The sequence below is a fragment of the Paraburkholderia sp. genome (assembly GCF_035948235.1).
Classification (GTDB): domain Bacteria; phylum Pseudomonadota; class Gammaproteobacteria; order Burkholderiales; family Burkholderiaceae; genus Paraburkholderia.
This window is the reverse complement of the sequence record NZ_DASZJJ010000276.1, coordinates 1-14,706: the sequence shown is the minus strand read 5'-3', so window position 1 is coordinate 14,706 and position 14,706 is coordinate 1. Positions and strand designations below refer to the sequence as shown.

Here is a 14,706-nt window from a genome sequence, read left to right as displayed (position 1 = left end):
CCCCGCATATCGACGGAGCGCACCGTATTTCGACTGGATAGAGACACTGATGAACATGAACTGGAACAAGCTGGCCACCTTCGCGCTCTGCACGGCCGTTACTTTCGGCGCGGGCGCCACGCTGGCGCAAGCCGCCGACCTCAAGGAAGTGCGCTTCGGCGTCGAGGCGTCGTATGCGCCGTTCGAATCGAAATCGCCGAGCGGCGAGCTGCAAGGCTTCGATATCGACGTGGGCAACGCCGTCTGCGCGAAGCTCAAGGTGAAGTGCGTGTGGGTGGAGAACTCGTTTGACGGCCTGATTCCGGCCCTGCAGGCGCGCAAGTTCAACGCCATCAACTCGGACATGACCATCACGGATCAGCGCCGCCAGGCAATCGACTTCACCGATCCGATCTACGCGATCCCGAACCAGATGATCGCGAAGAAGGGCAGCCCGCTGCTGCCGACCGCCGATTCGCTCAAGGGCAAGCACGTGGGCGTGCTCCAGGGCACGATCCAGGAAACTTACGCGAAGGCCAAGTGGGCGCCGGCTGGCGTCGACGTCGTGCCTTACCAGACGCAGGACCAGATCTACGCCGATCTCGTCTCGGGCCGTCTGGACGCCGCGTTCCAGGACGCCGAAGCCGCTTCGAAGGGCTTCCTGAACAAGCCGCAGGGCGCGGGCTTTGCATTCGCCGGCCCGCAGGTGGTCGACGCGAAGCTGCTCGGCGAAGGCGTGGGCTACGGCGTGCGCAAGAACGATGCGGCCCTCAAGGCCGCGCTCAACGGCGCGCTCAAGGACCTGAAGGCCGACGGCACGATCGACAAGATCGCCGCGAAGTACTTCGACGTGAAGGTCGTGCTGAAGTAAGCGCGCGACGCTGACGCAGTCCGTCCGCGCTATCCGATGCCGGCCAGTCCTGGATTGGCCGGTATTTTTTACTGGATAAATGATTCGGCATCCTGATTAATGTCGCAAAAAGGCCTGTATTCAGGCGATTTTCGGCGATCCGGAAATCGATGATTTCGTCGAATTGAGTGTCTGCTTCATATGCCGGACGTATCCGCCAGGATAGAATTAGCAAGATAGAAAGCTGCTGCAGCGACAGCGTGTTTGCAGAAATGCGCACGCAAAGGCAAACGTGAAAACGCGTGCGCGCGGCGAGCAAGAACGAGTCAGACACGAGACACCAAACGACCTTGGCGCCGCTCCAGGCACGGCGCCTCGCGGGGGACCCCATGAGTTTCAGTGCCGCAGACCGAGCAGGCCGACCGGGCATGTCGGGCGTCGAAGGCGATCAGCCGTCCACTGGCCAGCTGGCCGATCCATACCAGGTGTATTTCGCGCGTCAGCCCATGCTCGATCGCGAAGGCATGCTGTGCGCGTACGAGACCTTGCCGCGCGTCGTGCGGGCCAAGGTGGAAGGGGAGGTGGACCCGCGCGCGAGCGCAGGCGCCGCGCTGCTCCAGGCTTCTCGCGCGCCGACCCTGCGTGCCGCGCTCAGCGGCCATCCCGCCTGGCTCGATGTGACGCGCGAAGCGCTCTTCGACGACACGCTGCTGCGCTTGCCGCCCGAAAGTGTGATCCTCGAATTGCCGGTCGGCATCGGCGCCGATCCTGAGTTGATCGCGCGCCTCGTCGCGCTGCATGGCAAGCGCTATCGCTTTGCGCTCGACAACGTCACGAAGGCCGACGAATCGTTCGCGAAGCTGCTGCCCTATGTGGACGCGATCAAGATCGACACGCAGGACATCGCCCCCGCGCTGCTGCCGAAGTTCGCCAGCGTGCTCAAGTCGGCCGGCAAGATCCTCGTCGCGCTGAACGTCGAGTCGGGGCAGGCGCACGACCGCGCCCATGCGCTCGGCTTCGACCGCTTCCAGGGCTATTACTTCGCGAAGCATCAGGGCGGTTCGCGCCGGGCCAGCGCACCGCGCCAGGCGTTGCTGAACCTGCTGCAACTGCTCGCCTCGGAACCCACGGTGATGCAGCTCGAAGCGGAGCTCAAGCTCAATCCTGTGCTCGTGATGCATTTGATGCGCCTTGCGAATTCGAGCAGCTATGCGCTGGGCCGCAAGGTCACGACGCTGCGCGAGGCCATCAACGCGACGGGCACCAACCGCATCGCGCGCTGGACTCAATTGCTGCTGTACGCCGATGGCCGCAAGGTCAAGCTCGAAGACGATCCGCTGCTGCAACTGGCCGCCACGCGCGCGCGCTTCATGGAACTGGCCACGGCCATCCTGCCGGAAGCCGGCCCGAGCGAAGAGGATGCGGCATTTCTGGTGGGCGTGTTTTCGTTTGTCGATGCGGTGTTCGGCGGCTCTATCGACGATGCGCTCGAAGTGCTGCGCCTGCCCAAGCCGATTCGCGCGGCCATTTCGCGCCGCGAAGGTGTGCTAGGTCGTCTGCTTGACGTGATCGAGGCATTGGAGCGCGGCGACTGGGCTGCGCTCGATATGGCCTGCGCGACGCTTGCGCCGCTCGATGCGGGCGCGGTCGCGGCGCTTGCGCTCACCTCGGCGGAGTGGGCCGGGATGGCCGACCGCAACGCGGAGGCGCAAGGGCTGGAACGTATCGAGGACTAAGGAGAACTAGCGAGGACTAGGGAGAACTGAGAGCGGGCGCGGCGCGATTGCCGTGACCCGCCTGCAGCAGCATGAAGCATGCATGAAGCATGCATGAAGCAGCCTGATGCCTCGCAGGGGTATCAGGTCTTGACGGGATGCGCCGCGAAAAAGCGCGCCAGCTCGTGCGCGAGTCCGTTGAGTGCGCTCATTTCCTTCTGCGAGATGCGGCGCGGCTCCTGGCTCATCAGCCAGTCGCCATAGACGAGGGCCACGGGCGCTTCGCCCGCCACTGCCACCGGCAGCAGCACGAAGGCGCGCGTATCGTCGAAGCGTGCGCGATACCAGCCAGGCAGACGCGCAAGCATCTTCGGGTCGCGCGCATTTTCGATAAATATGCCCACCGAGTTCGCGATCGCCAGATGGAACACATCGGGCTGGAACGCCGCGCTGAACGACAGCTTTTCCAGTCCTTCTTCCATCTGCGGGCCGAAGCCGCGAGTCGCTTCGAACATGTTCGCGCCACGCCGCACGAATACGACGGTGCGCGCGAAGCCCAGACCTGCCAGCACGGTTTCCGTGGCGAGCGTGAGGGCGGTGTTCAGCGAGCTGTCCGGCGGCAGCGAGCGCAGATCTTCCACGCCCGCGGTAATGCGCGCCTCGGGATCGAGTGCTTCGCGCGCCATCGCGTCGGCGTTGGCGCGCAGCTCGACGATCTCGCGCATCACGCCGTCGTCGGCTTCCTCGCGCGCGAGCGCAAGGCTCATCTGCACCAGCGTTTCCGGATCGGTCGACAGCGCGCGGCCGTAGAAGTGCGCAAGGTCGGTGATGTGTTCTTCGCGCGCTTCTTCGGTCAGGCCCGGCGTCGTCAGTACGCGCGCGACTTCGGTCGAATAGTTGGTGATGGCGCGCAGCCATTGCACCTGGCGCGGCTCGGTGCCGGCCGGGTCGAATTCGCCCATGCCTTCGCGGATCGCTTCGGGCAGACGCCAGCGCGACGCAGCGTCCTGACCGATCTCGGCAAAAGTCACGCCCAGCACGTCGATGCAGGCTTCGTCCTCGCCCACGCCGTTATCGCATTCGCGGCGGATCTGATCCCACTCGGGTTCGAGATAGAACACCACCAGCAGCTTGCCGACCTGACGCATCAGCGTGCAGACCACGGCCTCTTCGCCGGCGCGCAGGTCGCCGCGTTCGGTGAGCTTGCGCGCGACGAAGCCGGACAGCATGGTGCGATTCAGTTCGAGCTTGGCGTCGATGCGGCGCGGCGCGCTGTGATGGAAGTGATCGACGATCTTCAGGCCCACCACGAGATGGCCGACCGCGTCCATGCCGAGCACCATCAAGGCGCGCGTCACGGTGGTGATATTGCCGCCAAAGGCCATGTACATCGCCGAATTGGCCAGTCGCAGCACCTTCTGCGTCAGCGCGAAGTCCGACAGCACCACCTTCACGAGCGCGCTGAAGTCGTAGTCGTCGTTCGTCATGGCGGCGACCGTGGTGCGCAGCGATTGCGACAGCATGGGGAAGTCCCCGCGCTCGTTCATGCGAGCCCAGAGCCGGTCGAGCAGGACAGCCTTTACCATCTGAACCATGTCAATTTCGCTAATGCCCTGCGTGTATCGGTGTCGTCATCAGTGCACGCGATGCACGTGCAGGGAGCGCGACTCGAAACGCTGCGAGAGCTCCTCGGAGGGCAGCGCCTTGCAGACGAGCCATCCCTGGATGTGGTCGCAGCCCATCTTCGTGAGCAACTCGCGCTGCGCCTCGGTCTCGACGCCCTCGGCGACGAGTTCGAGTTCCAGCGTGCGCGCAAGACCCACCACGGCGTTGACGATCGCCTGATCGTTACGCGAAGTGAGCAGATTCTCGACGAAGCTGCGGTCGATCTTCAGTTTCGAAAGCGGAAAGCGCTGCAGGTACGCAAGACTCGAATACCCTGTGCCGAAGTCATCCACCGCAAAGCGGATGCCCAGCGCGGTGAGTTCTTCGAGCAGCTTGACCGCGTGCTGCGGGTCCTGCATCAGCAGGCTTTCGGTGATTTCGAAGACAAGCCGACGCGGATCGAGCCCGGTGAGCTGGATCGCCTCCTGAACGCTGTCCTTGAAACGCGGATTGCGGAACTGCTGCGGCGATACGTTGACCGCGATGTACTGCAGGGCAATGCCTTGCTCGTCCCATTGCGTCAATTGCATGCACGCCGCTTTCAAAACCCAGTTGCCGAGATAATTAATCAGCCCGACGGATTCCGCAAGCGGAATAAACGTTGAAGGCGGAACGAGACCGTGCAATGGATGTTGCCAGCGGATCAGCGCTTCCACCCCGACCACGCCGCGCGTCGCGCTGCTGGTGATGGGCTGGAAGTGCAGCGAGAACTCGCCGTTGCGCACGCCATCGTAGAGATCGGACTCGAGCTTGAGCAGCAGCGCGTCGGTCGGATCGTTGTCGGGTACATGCAACATCAGCGTGTTGCCGCCCGCAGCCTTGGCCGTCTGCAGCGCCTGGTCGGCACGGCGGATCAGCGGCGTAGTGTCCGGATGACCGTCAGCGGGCGCTTCTGCGGGCAGGGTTTCGGCGCTGCTGGAAGCGATCGCCTGAATGCGCTGATCCGGATGAAACGCAATGCCGATGCTCGCCGACAGATGCACGGGCTGGTCGCGGAACGTGTAGGGCTGCAGCACCGAGGTGAGCAGCCGGCGCGCGAGCGCTTCGGCGGCCACGCGGATGTCGCCCGGTTCGCCGCGCAGTTGCGGCGTGATCAGAATGGCGAATTCGTCGCTGCCGATGCGCGCGATCAGCTCGCCTTGCAGTGCGAGGTGGCTCAGACGGCGCGCGGTTTCGCGCAGCAGTTCGTCGCCGGCATCGTAGCCAAGCGCGCGGTTCACGCGCTGATAGTCGTCGAGATCGAGCAGCAGCAGAGCGACCGGCACGCCATGCGCGTCGGCTTCAGCCTGGGCGCGTTCGAGTGCGGGCCCAAGCGCGGCCTGGTTCGGCAGCCCCGTGAGCGGATCGTGATGCAGCGCGTGCGTGAGGCGCGCCTGCGCGCCTTGCCACGCCGACACGTCGAAGCCGGCAATCGCGAAGCCGTCCATGCCGGCGTAGGAGGCGCGCTGCACGCGCAGTTCCACCGCCATCGGATAGGTGAGGGCCTTGATGAGGTCGACCGTGGTTTTCTCGACCCCGCCGCTTTCCAGCGCGCGCACGAAGAGGGCGTCCAGACGCGCGATATGTTCGGGCGCGACGAGGTCGTGGAGCGTGGCGCCGAGCAGGAACTCGCGGTGGTAGCCAGCAAAGCGCAGGCTCGCGTCGGAGACGTAGAGAAAGCGCAGATTGCGGTCCACGTGCACGAGGAAGTCCACCGCGGCGGCGGTCTGCTCGAACGAGCGCGACACGGCGTCGGCGTGCGGGACCGGCAGGTTCGGCGTGGGCGTGGGCGTGGCTGCGCCGGTTTCGGCCAGCGTTGCAGCATGGGCCGCGCTGCCATAAGTGGCGGCGGCCAGGTCAGAGGCGGCGGGCACGAGCGGCGCGCCACTCGCTGCGGCGAGCGCAGCGCCGGGCGCACCGCCATTGCCGGCGCGTGCCCGCAGGCGGCCCATGACCGTGCGTAGCCAGCCCGGGCGGGGCGCGGTGATCCTGTTCGCTTCCATGTGTATCGCTGGCAACCTATGTACTAGTCGGCGTGTATGCGTCGTTCGTGTCAGTCGCGCGGCGTGCGGCCACCGGCATGACACGCCCCATCAGACCAAGATATCGACCTCGGGAACAAAATCTTTAGTGGCTGCGCAGAAAAAACGGCCAGATGGCGAACTCCCCGCAAGCGACGATGCCAGCACGCCCGGATTCAGTTAAAGTGGCGCCGGTCGGACGTCCCCGGCGATGCAGAATGCATGCTCATTGCCCCGCGCGCAAGAGTTTGGGTTAGTCTTTTGGTTCAGTCTTATGCAAACCGGGGCGCCAGACCGGCCATTTTTCAGTACGTCAATTTTTGACCGGTTATTGTCCGATCAGGTCCGCGGGACCGGAACCCACCAGCGGGGGCCGCGCGCACCGGGTCTTCGAGACCGAATTTATTCGCCCGAGTCTTTTCGCCATGTCCGATTCATCGTCAGCGTCCGCACGACCGGAGCCTCCGGCCGAGCCAGGCGATCGTGGCTCCGGCGCCTTGCAGTCCAGCCTGCCCGCGCAGTCAGAGTTGAAGCCCGATCCGCAATCCGCCGTGCAGCCCGCAGTGCAACCTTTCGTCTATCTGGGCCGTCAGCCGATCCTCGACCGTAACGGCTCGCTCAGCGCCTACGAGCTGCTGTTCCGCGGCGGCCCCCAGAACCGGGCCGACGTGCTGGACGACGCGCTCGCCACCGCCCAGGTGATGACGCGCACGATGGGCCAGCTCGGCGTGCCTGCCGTGCTGGGGCGCCACCACGGCTACGTCAACATGAGCCGCGAGCTGCTGTTCGACGACATCGTCCACCTGCTGCCACCCGACCGCTTCGTGCTCGAAGTGCTGGAGCATGTGCGTTTCGACACCGCGGTGCTCGAGCGTCTCGCGCAGTTGCGCCGCGCGGGCTACCGTATTGCCTTCGACGACGTCACCGGCCTGACCGACAGCCTGCGCCGCGCGTTGCCTTACGCGGACATCATCAAGGTCGATCTGATGCAGACCGGGCGCGAGGCGCTGCCGGCGCTCGCCGCCGCCATCGCCGCCGAGGGCAAGACGCTGATCGCCGAAAAGGTCGAGACGCGCGAGGACTTCGAATATACGCGCGACCTGGGCTTCGACCTGTTTCAGGGGTACTTCTTCGCGCGTCCGCAGGTGCTGCGCGCGCCGAAGGTGCGGGCCTCGCGCCTCGCGCTCGTGCGGCTGCTGGCGCTGGTGGCAAGCGACGTCGGCATTGCCGAGCTGGAAGCCGAACTGCGCAGCCATCCGGGCGTGGTGGTGCAACTGCTGCGCCTCGTCAATTCGAGCGCCTACGCGCCGGGCCGGCCGATCTCGTCGCTGCGCGAAGCGGTGCTGGCCGCGGGCACGCGCCAGATCGCGCGCTGGGCGCAACTGCTGCTCTACGCGAGCGGGCGCGACCTGCCGTGGAGTTCCGACCCGCTCGTGCAGCTTGCGGGCACGCGCTCGCACTTCATGGAGCTGGCCGCGCGCAGCCTGGCGCCCAACGACGCCGATTTCGCCGATGCCGCTTTCATGACCGGCATCTTTTCGCTGGTGCATGTGCTGGTGGGCTCGACGCCCGCCCATACGCTGGAGCGTCTGGGGCTTTCGCGTGAGATCAGCGAGGCCGTCGATGGCCAGCGCGGCGAGCTGGGCATGCTGTTGCGCGTGGCCGAAGCCGCCGAACAGGGCGACGACCAGCTCGCGCAGTCGCTCATCGCCCAGGCGGGCGGGCGCTTCGAGGCGCTCACGCCGCCCTTGCTCGGCGAACTCAACCTGTGGGCGAGCGCGTGGTTCTCCGCTTATGCGGATGGCTGAAAGACAAGCGTAATGTCGTTGGGGCCGGCGCGCCGTGTTCTGCGCGCGCGGGCCGAGTGTGGTCCAATAGGGGCGCTCGCCGTCACGCACCTGCATGCACTTTCAGGCATGCTCATGCGGCGATCCGTTCAAGGACCACGAGGACATCCGACATGAAACCGAGGTATTTCGCGGCCACCGCCGCGGCGCTCGTGTGCGCCGGACTTTCGCTGTTCGCGCTGAGCGCGCAGGCCACGCTCAAGCCGGGCGATCCGGCGCCCGACTTCACGACCCAGGCGTCGCTGGGCGGCAAAACCTATACCTACTCGCTCGCCTCCGAACTCAAGAAAGGCCCGGTGGTGGTGTACTTCTATCCGGCCGCGTTCACCAAGGGCTGCACGATCGAGGCGCATGAATTCGCCGAAGCCGTGGACGAGTACAAGAAGTACGGCGCGACGGTGATCGGTGTGTCGCACGACAACATCGACACGCTCACGAAGTTCTCGGTGAGCGAGTGCCGCAGCAAGTTCCCGGTGGCCGCCGACGAGGATTCGAAGATCATCAAGTCCTATGACGCGTCGATGCCGCTGCATGCGTCGATGGCCAATCGCGTCTCGTACGTGATCGCTCCGGACGGCAAGGTGATCTACGAATACACGAGCCTTTCGCCCGACCAGCACGTCGAAAACACCCTGCGCGCCGTGAAGGAGTGGGCCGCGCAGCATCCGCAGCAATAACCGCAGTGCTTGCCGTTGCGATAACGGTGACGCCTTCCTGTGTGTGGGGCGGCCTTGCGTTGGGACAAGTTTTCGCCGCAGGGCCAATGCACTCAGGCATCCGCGCGCTGGTATCGTGCGTGCTGGCTTTTCGCGCGGCCTTCTGTTCTACCTCCCGCTTTGTTTCCGGCCTGGCGCGCACGCCTTAGCGCGCTCGCGCAGCCCGCATCCGTATGCCCATATTCGTACTGCTTTTCGTTTTCGCCGCGCTCATCTATGGCGCGGTGTGGTCGTATCACGCCATCGCCGCGCAATTCGGTGCAGCAGTGGCGATTGGCGCCGCCGTGGTGGCCGCGGCCGTCGTCGTCGCGCTGATTGCTTACTGGCTGCGCCGTCGCCGCGACGTCGCGCCCAACCTGCACGGCGAGGGCGACTGGACCCATCGCGTCGCGGGCGCGTGGGGCGAGGCGAGACTCGCCGCCGGCAAACGCCTGTGCAATATCAAGCTGGGCGAGCAGCACGGCGCCTACATCTTCGCGGACTTGCAAGGCGCAACGCCCGAGCGCGACGCGAACGGCTGGCATGTCGCGCTGCGCGTGGCCGACGCGCGTCAGCCGCTCTGGCCATTGCCCATGCCCAGCGAGCGCGAGGCGAAGCGCTGGGCGCGCGTCTTTACGCTGGCGATCGCGCAGAAGCTTTGAGCGCCATAGATTTGTAACTACCTGATTTTTATGCTTGATTCCTCAATGTTCGTGCATAGATTGCCCCTGTTGCGCAGTTGTTGTCTGGGCCTCGCGCTGGCCGCGAGCGCGACGCTTTTCACCGCCTGCGACCAGCAGAAAGTCGCCGACGCCGTCAATGCGATCAAGCCGGACTCGATGGCGTTCGGCGGCCTGAAGATCGGCGTATCGACTGTCGAGGACGTGCGCCGCCAGGCGGGCAAGCCCGAAATCGTCTGGCAGAACGACGACGGCACCGAACGGCTCGAATACCCGCGCGGCCCGAACGGCCTGAATACGTGGATGCTCGACTTCGACGCCGACGGCAAGCTTGTCGCGATGACCCAGGCGCTGACGGCGCAGAATATCGCCCAGGTGGTGCCAGGGATGACGCAGGATGACGTGCGCCGCCTGCTGGGCAAACCGGCCGAGGTCGCGAAGTACGCGCTGAGCCACGAGGAAGTGTGGAGCTGGCACTGGGCCGAAGGCGGCGTGACCGGCGACGGCATGTTCAATGCGCATTTTTCGCCGGACGGGCTGGTGGTGCGGACCTCGCGCTCGGATGCACCGGGGCATGGGACGCATTGAGGTTTGACGGTGCACTTGAATGTGCGAAGGGGTGAGAGATGAAGCGCCTGGCGTTGCTGTGGAAAATCGTGAAGGGCGATGCGCGTGTGCTGTGGTTCGCGCTGCGCCAGCCGGGCCGGCCGGTGTGGCTGCTGCCGGCGACGGTGCTGCTGGCGCTTTATGCGCTCGATCCGTTCAATATCGCCCTCCCGGTGGCGGGCGTGATCGACGACGGCATTATCGTGCCGCTCGTGTTACATCTGCTGGTGCGCTGCCTGCCGATGGAGATGAGGAGGGCGGGTAGGGTCTGAGGGGCGACTAGTCCTCTCAACCGTGGCGCGCAAACGCAAACACCTGCTCCGCGAACAGCAGTAACGCCACCACGATCATCGCCGCGCCGGAAAGCTGGCTGACGACGCGCGCGGCCTTGGGCCGCGTGCTCAGCACGGCCTTCGACCCCAGCCCGACCACCGAATACACCGACGCGCAGTTGAGCATGTGCAGCGCGCCCAGCACCACGATCTGCACCGACACCGACCATCCGGTGCCTGGCCGCGTGAATTGCGGCAACAGTGCAACGAACAGCAAAATCGCCTTCGGATTGAGCCCGCTGATCGCAAAACCGCGCAGCGCCCAGCCTTGCTTGCTGCTTCGACCCGCGGATTGCGCCGGTTCATCCCCCGCCGAAAGCTGCGAAGCCGGCCGCATCAAGGTCTTTACGCCCAGCCACAGCAGATAGGCGCCGCCCACCACGGTCAGCACCGACAACACCGCCGGCACGCTCGTCACCAGCGTGCCCACGCCCGCAGCGACCACCAGCGTGATCGCCAGATAGCCGAGCAGCATGCCGCCCACTGCCGGTGCGACTACGCGGCCGCGCAGCCCCGCCGAAATCGCATAAGCCCAGTCCGCTCCCGGGACCATGACGAGGGAAAACGAGACGATCCAGAACGCGGTCAACATACTTGCTTGCACTGCCGTACTTCCCTTTCTATTTCCGATGAAGCGCCGCTTTGTCGAGCCATGTCGACACGAGCGCCAAGGTCGCAAATATTAGGGTTTTCGAGCAGGGAAGTGCTCCCTGTTTCTTGTCAGCGGATGCTGAATGGCGCTAATATTTCGCGCATGGATGCCATTGACCGCAAGATTCTTGCTGAGATCCAGCAAGATGGACGACTTTCACTCACCGAGCTGAGCGAGCGCGTGGGCTTGAGCCTTTCGCCATGCCAGCGGCGGCTGCGCGCGCTCGAAAGCGAACAGATCATCAGCGGCTATCGGGCGACTATCGAGCCGTCGGCGGTCGGGCTGAATTTTTCGGCGATTGTGTTCGCGACGCTGCGCGAGGGCAGCAGCGAAAACGTTCAGGATTTCGAGGATGCGCTCATCGACATCCCCGAAATCACGCGCGCCGAGCGTCTCTTCGGCGAGCCCGACTACATGCTGCACGTCGTCACGCGCGATCTGAAGGCATTCCAGACGCTCTACGACCGTCGGCTGTTGCCGTTGCCTTCGGTGCTGCGCCTCACGTCCACGCTCGTGATGAAGAGCATTTTTCAGGACCGGCCGCTGCCGCTTTAACGCAGCGCACGGCATCAAAAGAAAAAGCGGCTGAAGCTTTCGCCCCAGCCGCCTGACCTTCTACGGAATCAAGCTTATTGCACCGCGCGCGGCGGCGGCGCGACCTTGCCGCGCTTCTCGTCCCACCAGACGCGCAAGCGATCCATATACAGGTACACCACCGGCGTCGTATAGAGTGTGAGCACCTGGCTCACGATCAGCCCGCCGACGATCGAAATCCCCAGCGGCGCGCGCAGCTCCGCTCCTTCGCCGCGCCCGAACGCCAGCGGCAGCGCGCCCAGCAGCGCCGCGCACGTCGTCATCATGATTGGCCGGAAGCGCAGCAGACACGCCTGGAAGATCGCGTCGCGCGAACTCAGACCTTGGCGCGACGCCTCGATGGCGAAGTCGACCATCATGATCGCGTTCTTCTTGACGATGCCGATCAGCAGAATCACGCCGATCAGCGCGATGATGCTGAACTCCGTCTTGAAGAGCAGCAGCGCGAGCAGGGCGCCCACGCCCGCCGACGGCAGCGTCGAGAGAATCGTCAGCGGATGGATATAGCTCTCGTACAGAATCCCCAGCACGATATAGACGGCCAGCAGCGCCGCGAGAATCAGGATCGGCTGGTTGTCGAGCGACTGCTGGAACGCCTGCGCCGTGCCCTGGAAGCTGCCGTGGATGGTCTGCGGCATGCCGATCTCGGCCATGGTGTCGTAGATGGCCTGGGTCGCGTCCGAGAGCGATTTGCCTGGCGGCAGGTTGAACGAGATCGTCGAGGCCACGAATTGGCTCTGGTGATTCACCGACAGCGGCGTCGTGCCCGGCCCGAACGAGGCGATGGCCGACAGCGGAATCATCGTTTCCTTCGAGGTCGACACTGCCGCGCCCGAGGACGCACTCGACTTGCCGCTGGCGGCGAGCGAGTTGGTCGCCAGGTTGCGGGCCGAATCGGCGGCCAGCGCTGCGGCGCTCGACGTGCTGGTGCCGCCGGTGCCACCCGTCGATGCGCCCGATGTCGTGGTCGTGGCGGTGACCGTGCCTGCTGTCGCATTGGTGCTTTGCGCGCCGCTCGCCGTGCCGCCCGAGGTGCTGACCCAGATCTGGTTGAGCATCTCCGGGCTCTGCCAGTACTTTGGCGCGACTTCCATCACGACGTGGTACTGGTTGAGCGGGTTATAGATGGTCGAGACCTGACGCTGGCCGAACGCATCGTAAAGCGTGTTGTCGATCTGCGAAGGCGTGATGTTCAGGCGCGCGGCGCTCTTGCGGTCGATCGTCACCATCGACTCCAGACCGCCTTGCTGCTGGTCCGAATTCACGTCCGCGAGTTCGGGGCGCGCCTGCAGGGCTTCGGTGAGTTTCGGCCCCCACTTGTAGAGATCGGTGGTGTTGTCGGCGAGCAGCGTGAACTGGTACTGCGCGTTCGACTGCCGGCCGCCCACGCGGATATCCTGCACCGACTGCAGGAAGGTGCGCGCGCCCGCCACGTTCGAGAGCGGCCCGCGCAGTTGCGCGATCACTTCGTCGGCGGAGAGCTTGCGCTCGCTCTTGGGCTTGAGCGAGACGAACATGAAGCCCGCGTTGGTCGCGCGCCCGCCTGTGAAGCCCGCCACCGAATCGACGGCCGGATTCGCCTGCACGATGCGCTGCATCTCGGCGAATTTCACCTTCATCGCCTGGAACGAGGTGGACTGGTCGGCCTGGATGCCGCCGATCAGCCGCCCTGTGTCCTGCTGCGGAAAGAAGCCCTTGGGCACGATCACGTAAAGCACGACGTTCAGCGCGACGGTGGCGATCAGCACCATCAGGATCAGGAGCGGATGCCCGAGCGCCCAGCCGAGCGTGCGTTCATAGCCGTTCTGCAGGCGCAGGAAACCGCGTTCGAGCCATTGCGCGAAGCGGCCTTCCTCTTTCTTCTCGTGCGCTTCTTCGAGCAGGCGCGAGCACATCATCGGCGTGAGCGTGAGCGAGACGGCCAGCGACACCGCAATCGCCAGCGACAGCGTCAGCGCGAATTCGCGGAACAGGCGCCCGACGATGCCGCCCATCAGCAGGATCGGCAGGAACACGGCCACCAGGGAGACGGAAATCGACAGCACCGTGAAGCCCACTTCGCGCGCGCCAAGGAGCGCCGCCTGCATGCGCGACATGCCGCTTTCGATGTGCCGCGAGATGTTCTCCAGCACCACGATAGCGTCGTCGACGACGAAGCCGGTCGCGATGGTCAGCGCCATCAGCGAGAGGTTGTCGAGCGAGAAGCCCATCAGGTACATCGCCGCGAAGGTGCCGATGATCGAGATCGGCACGGCTACGCTCGGGATCAGCGTCGCGCGCCAGTTGCGCAGGAACAGGAACACCACCATCACGACCAGCGCGACGGCGATGATGAGCGTGTGCTCGGTGTCCTTGAGCGAGGCGCGGATCGTGACCGAGCGGTCGGAGGTGGGGATCACGTCCACGTCGGCGGGCAGCGAGGCCTTCAATTGCGGCAACATCGCTATCACGCGATCGACGGTCTCGATGATGTTCGCGCCGGGCTGGCGGTAGAGGATCACCAGCACCGAATGCTTGCCGTTGGTCAGACCCAGATTGCGCAGGTCCTCCACCGAATCGACCACTTCGCCCACGTCCGAGAGCTTCACGCCCGCGTTGTTGCGGTAGGCGATCACGAGGTCCTTGTACTGGCTGGCCTTGCTCGCCTGGTCGTTGGTGTAGAGCTGGAAGCGCTGCGGGCCGAACTCGATGTCGCCCTTCGGGCTGTTGGCGTTGGCGGACGCAAGCGCGGCGCGTACGTCTTCGAGACCAATGCCGTAGTGAAACAGTGCGTGCGGCTCCAGTTCGATACGCACGGCGGGGTTGGCCGAGCCGTTCACGTCCACTTCGCCTACGCCGTCCACCTGCGAGAGCGACTGCTGCAGAACGGTGGCCGCCGAGTCGTAGAGCTGGCCCGCCGTGAGCGTCGGCGAGGTGAGCGCGAGGATCAGGATCGGCGCATCGGCGGGATTGACCTTGTGGTAGGTCGGGTTCGAACGCAGGCTGGTGGGCAGGTCGGCGCGCGCGGCGTTGATGGCCGCCTGCACGTCGCGCGCAGCACCGTCGATGTCGCGGTTCAGGCCGAACTGCAGCGTGATGCGCGCCGAGCCGA

12 protein-coding genes are annotated in these 14,706 nt (G+C 65.1%); 8 read left to right on the top strand and 4 right to left on the bottom strand.

Annotated elements, in window-relative coordinates; all coding sequences use genetic code 11:
* Window positions 1–49 precede the first annotated feature (49 nt).
* Together VG320_RS24195 and VG320_RS24190 are read left to right on the top strand one after the other, a co-directional pair.
* The gene (locus VG320_RS24195) at window positions 50–850 is read left to right on the top strand and encodes an ABC transporter substrate-binding protein (RefSeq protein ID WP_327202589.1); all 801 of its coding nucleotides are present in this window, start codon (window positions 50–52) and stop codon (window positions 848–850) included.
* 407 nt (window positions 851–1,257) lie between these two features.
* Window positions 1,258–2,565: an EAL and HDOD domain-containing protein gene (locus VG320_RS24190; RefSeq protein ID WP_414696109.1), complete on the top strand. Its 1,308-nt coding sequence runs from the start codon at window positions 1,258–1,260 to the stop codon at window positions 2,563–2,565.
* Window positions 2,566–2,687: 122 nt separating this feature from the next.
* Here the strand turns inward: VG320_RS24190 and VG320_RS24185 are convergent, their stop codons facing one another.
* Entirely contained in the window at window positions 2,688–4,130 is a 1,443-nt protein-coding gene (locus VG320_RS24185) for an HDOD domain-containing protein (protein ID WP_327202604.1), read from the bottom strand.
* 48 nt (window positions 4,131–4,178) lie between these two features.
* The gene (locus VG320_RS24180) at window positions 4,179–6,191 is read right to left on the bottom strand and encodes a sensor domain-containing phosphodiesterase (protein WP_327202588.1); all 2,013 of its coding nucleotides are present in this window, start codon (window positions 6,189–6,191) and stop codon (window positions 4,179–4,181) included.
* Window positions 6,192–6,634: 443 nt separating this feature from the next.
* Between VG320_RS24180 and VG320_RS24175 the strand changes: the two genes are divergently transcribed.
* From VG320_RS24175 to VG320_RS24155, 5 genes are all read left to right on the top strand, one after another.
* Window positions 6,635–8,017, top strand: a complete 1,383-nt coding sequence (locus VG320_RS24175; RefSeq protein ID WP_327202587.1) for an EAL and HDOD domain-containing protein — start codon at window positions 6,635–6,637, stop codon at window positions 8,015–8,017.
* A gap of 152 nt (window positions 8,018–8,169) precedes the next feature.
* Window positions 8,170–8,733 (top strand): peroxiredoxin, encoded by a 564-nt coding sequence (locus VG320_RS24170; protein WP_327202586.1) that lies wholly within the window; start codon window positions 8,170–8,172, stop codon window positions 8,731–8,733.
* Window positions 8,734–8,945: 212 nt separating this feature from the next.
* Window positions 8,946–9,413: a hypothetical protein gene (locus VG320_RS24165; protein WP_327202585.1), complete on the top strand. Its 468-nt coding sequence runs from the start codon at window positions 8,946–8,948 to the stop codon at window positions 9,411–9,413.
* Window positions 9,414–9,458: 45 nt separating this feature from the next.
* Window positions 9,459–10,019, top strand: a complete 561-nt coding sequence (gene bamE, locus VG320_RS24160) for an outer membrane protein assembly factor BamE domain-containing protein (RefSeq protein WP_327202584.1) — start codon at window positions 9,459–9,461, stop codon at window positions 10,017–10,019.
* A 38-nt stretch (window positions 10,020–10,057) separates the two neighbouring features.
* Window positions 10,058–10,309: a hypothetical protein gene (locus VG320_RS24155; protein WP_327202583.1), complete on the top strand. Its 252-nt coding sequence runs from the start codon at window positions 10,058–10,060 to the stop codon at window positions 10,307–10,309.
* 16 nt (window positions 10,310–10,325) lie between these two features.
* Here the strand turns inward: VG320_RS24155 and VG320_RS24150 are convergent, their stop codons facing one another.
* Complete coding sequence (locus tag VG320_RS24150; RefSeq protein WP_327202582.1) at window positions 10,326–10,973, bottom strand: LysE family translocator; 648 nt, start codon at window positions 10,971–10,973, stop codon at window positions 10,326–10,328.
* Between the two features lie 150 nt (window positions 10,974–11,123).
* Between VG320_RS24150 and VG320_RS24145 the strand changes: the two genes are divergently transcribed.
* Window positions 11,124–11,576 carry an Lrp/AsnC family transcriptional regulator gene (locus tag VG320_RS24145; RefSeq protein ID WP_327202581.1) on the top strand — a complete coding sequence of 151 codons (453 nt, stop codon included), beginning with the start codon at window positions 11,124–11,126 and terminating at the stop codon, window positions 11,574–11,576.
* Window positions 11,577–11,650: 74 nt separating this feature from the next.
* On the opposite strand, the gene VG320_RS24140 is transcribed toward VG320_RS24145, so the two are convergent.
* Window positions 11,651–14,706 (bottom strand): efflux RND transporter permease subunit (locus VG320_RS24140; protein ID WP_327202580.1); only part of this gene is annotated, 3,056 nt, incomplete at its 5' end.

Coding starts and splice junctions, on each gene's coding strand:
- VG320_RS24170 (WP_327202586.1), top strand. CDS start 8,170: ATGAAACCGAGGTATTTCGCGGCCACCGCCGCGGCGCTCGTGTGCGCC.
- bamE (WP_327202584.1), top strand. CDS start 9,459: ATGTTCGTGCATAGATTGCCCCTGTTGCGCAGTTGTTGTCTGGGCCTC.
- VG320_RS24175 (WP_327202587.1), top strand. CDS start 6,635: ATGTCCGATTCATCGTCAGCGTCCGCACGACCGGAGCCTCCGGCCGAG.
- VG320_RS24155 (WP_327202583.1), top strand. CDS start 10,058: ATGAAGCGCCTGGCGTTGCTGTGGAAAATCGTGAAGGGCGATGCGCGT.
- VG320_RS24190 (WP_414696109.1), top strand. CDS start 1,258: ATGTCGGGCGTCGAAGGCGATCAGCCGTCCACTGGCCAGCTGGCCGAT.
- VG320_RS24195 (WP_327202589.1), top strand. CDS start 50: ATGAACATGAACTGGAACAAGCTGGCCACCTTCGCGCTCTGCACGGCC.
- VG320_RS24165 (WP_327202585.1), top strand. CDS start 8,946: ATGCCCATATTCGTACTGCTTTTCGTTTTCGCCGCGCTCATCTATGGC.
- VG320_RS24145 (WP_327202581.1), top strand. CDS start 11,124: ATGGATGCCATTGACCGCAAGATTCTTGCTGAGATCCAGCAAGATGGA.
- VG320_RS24180 (WP_327202588.1), bottom strand. CDS start 6,191: ATGGAAGCGAACAGGATCACCGCGCCCCGCCCGGGCTGGCTACGCACG.
- VG320_RS24185 (WP_327202604.1), bottom strand. CDS start 4,130: ATGGTAAAGGCTGTCCTGCTCGACCGGCTCTGGGCTCGCATGAACGAG.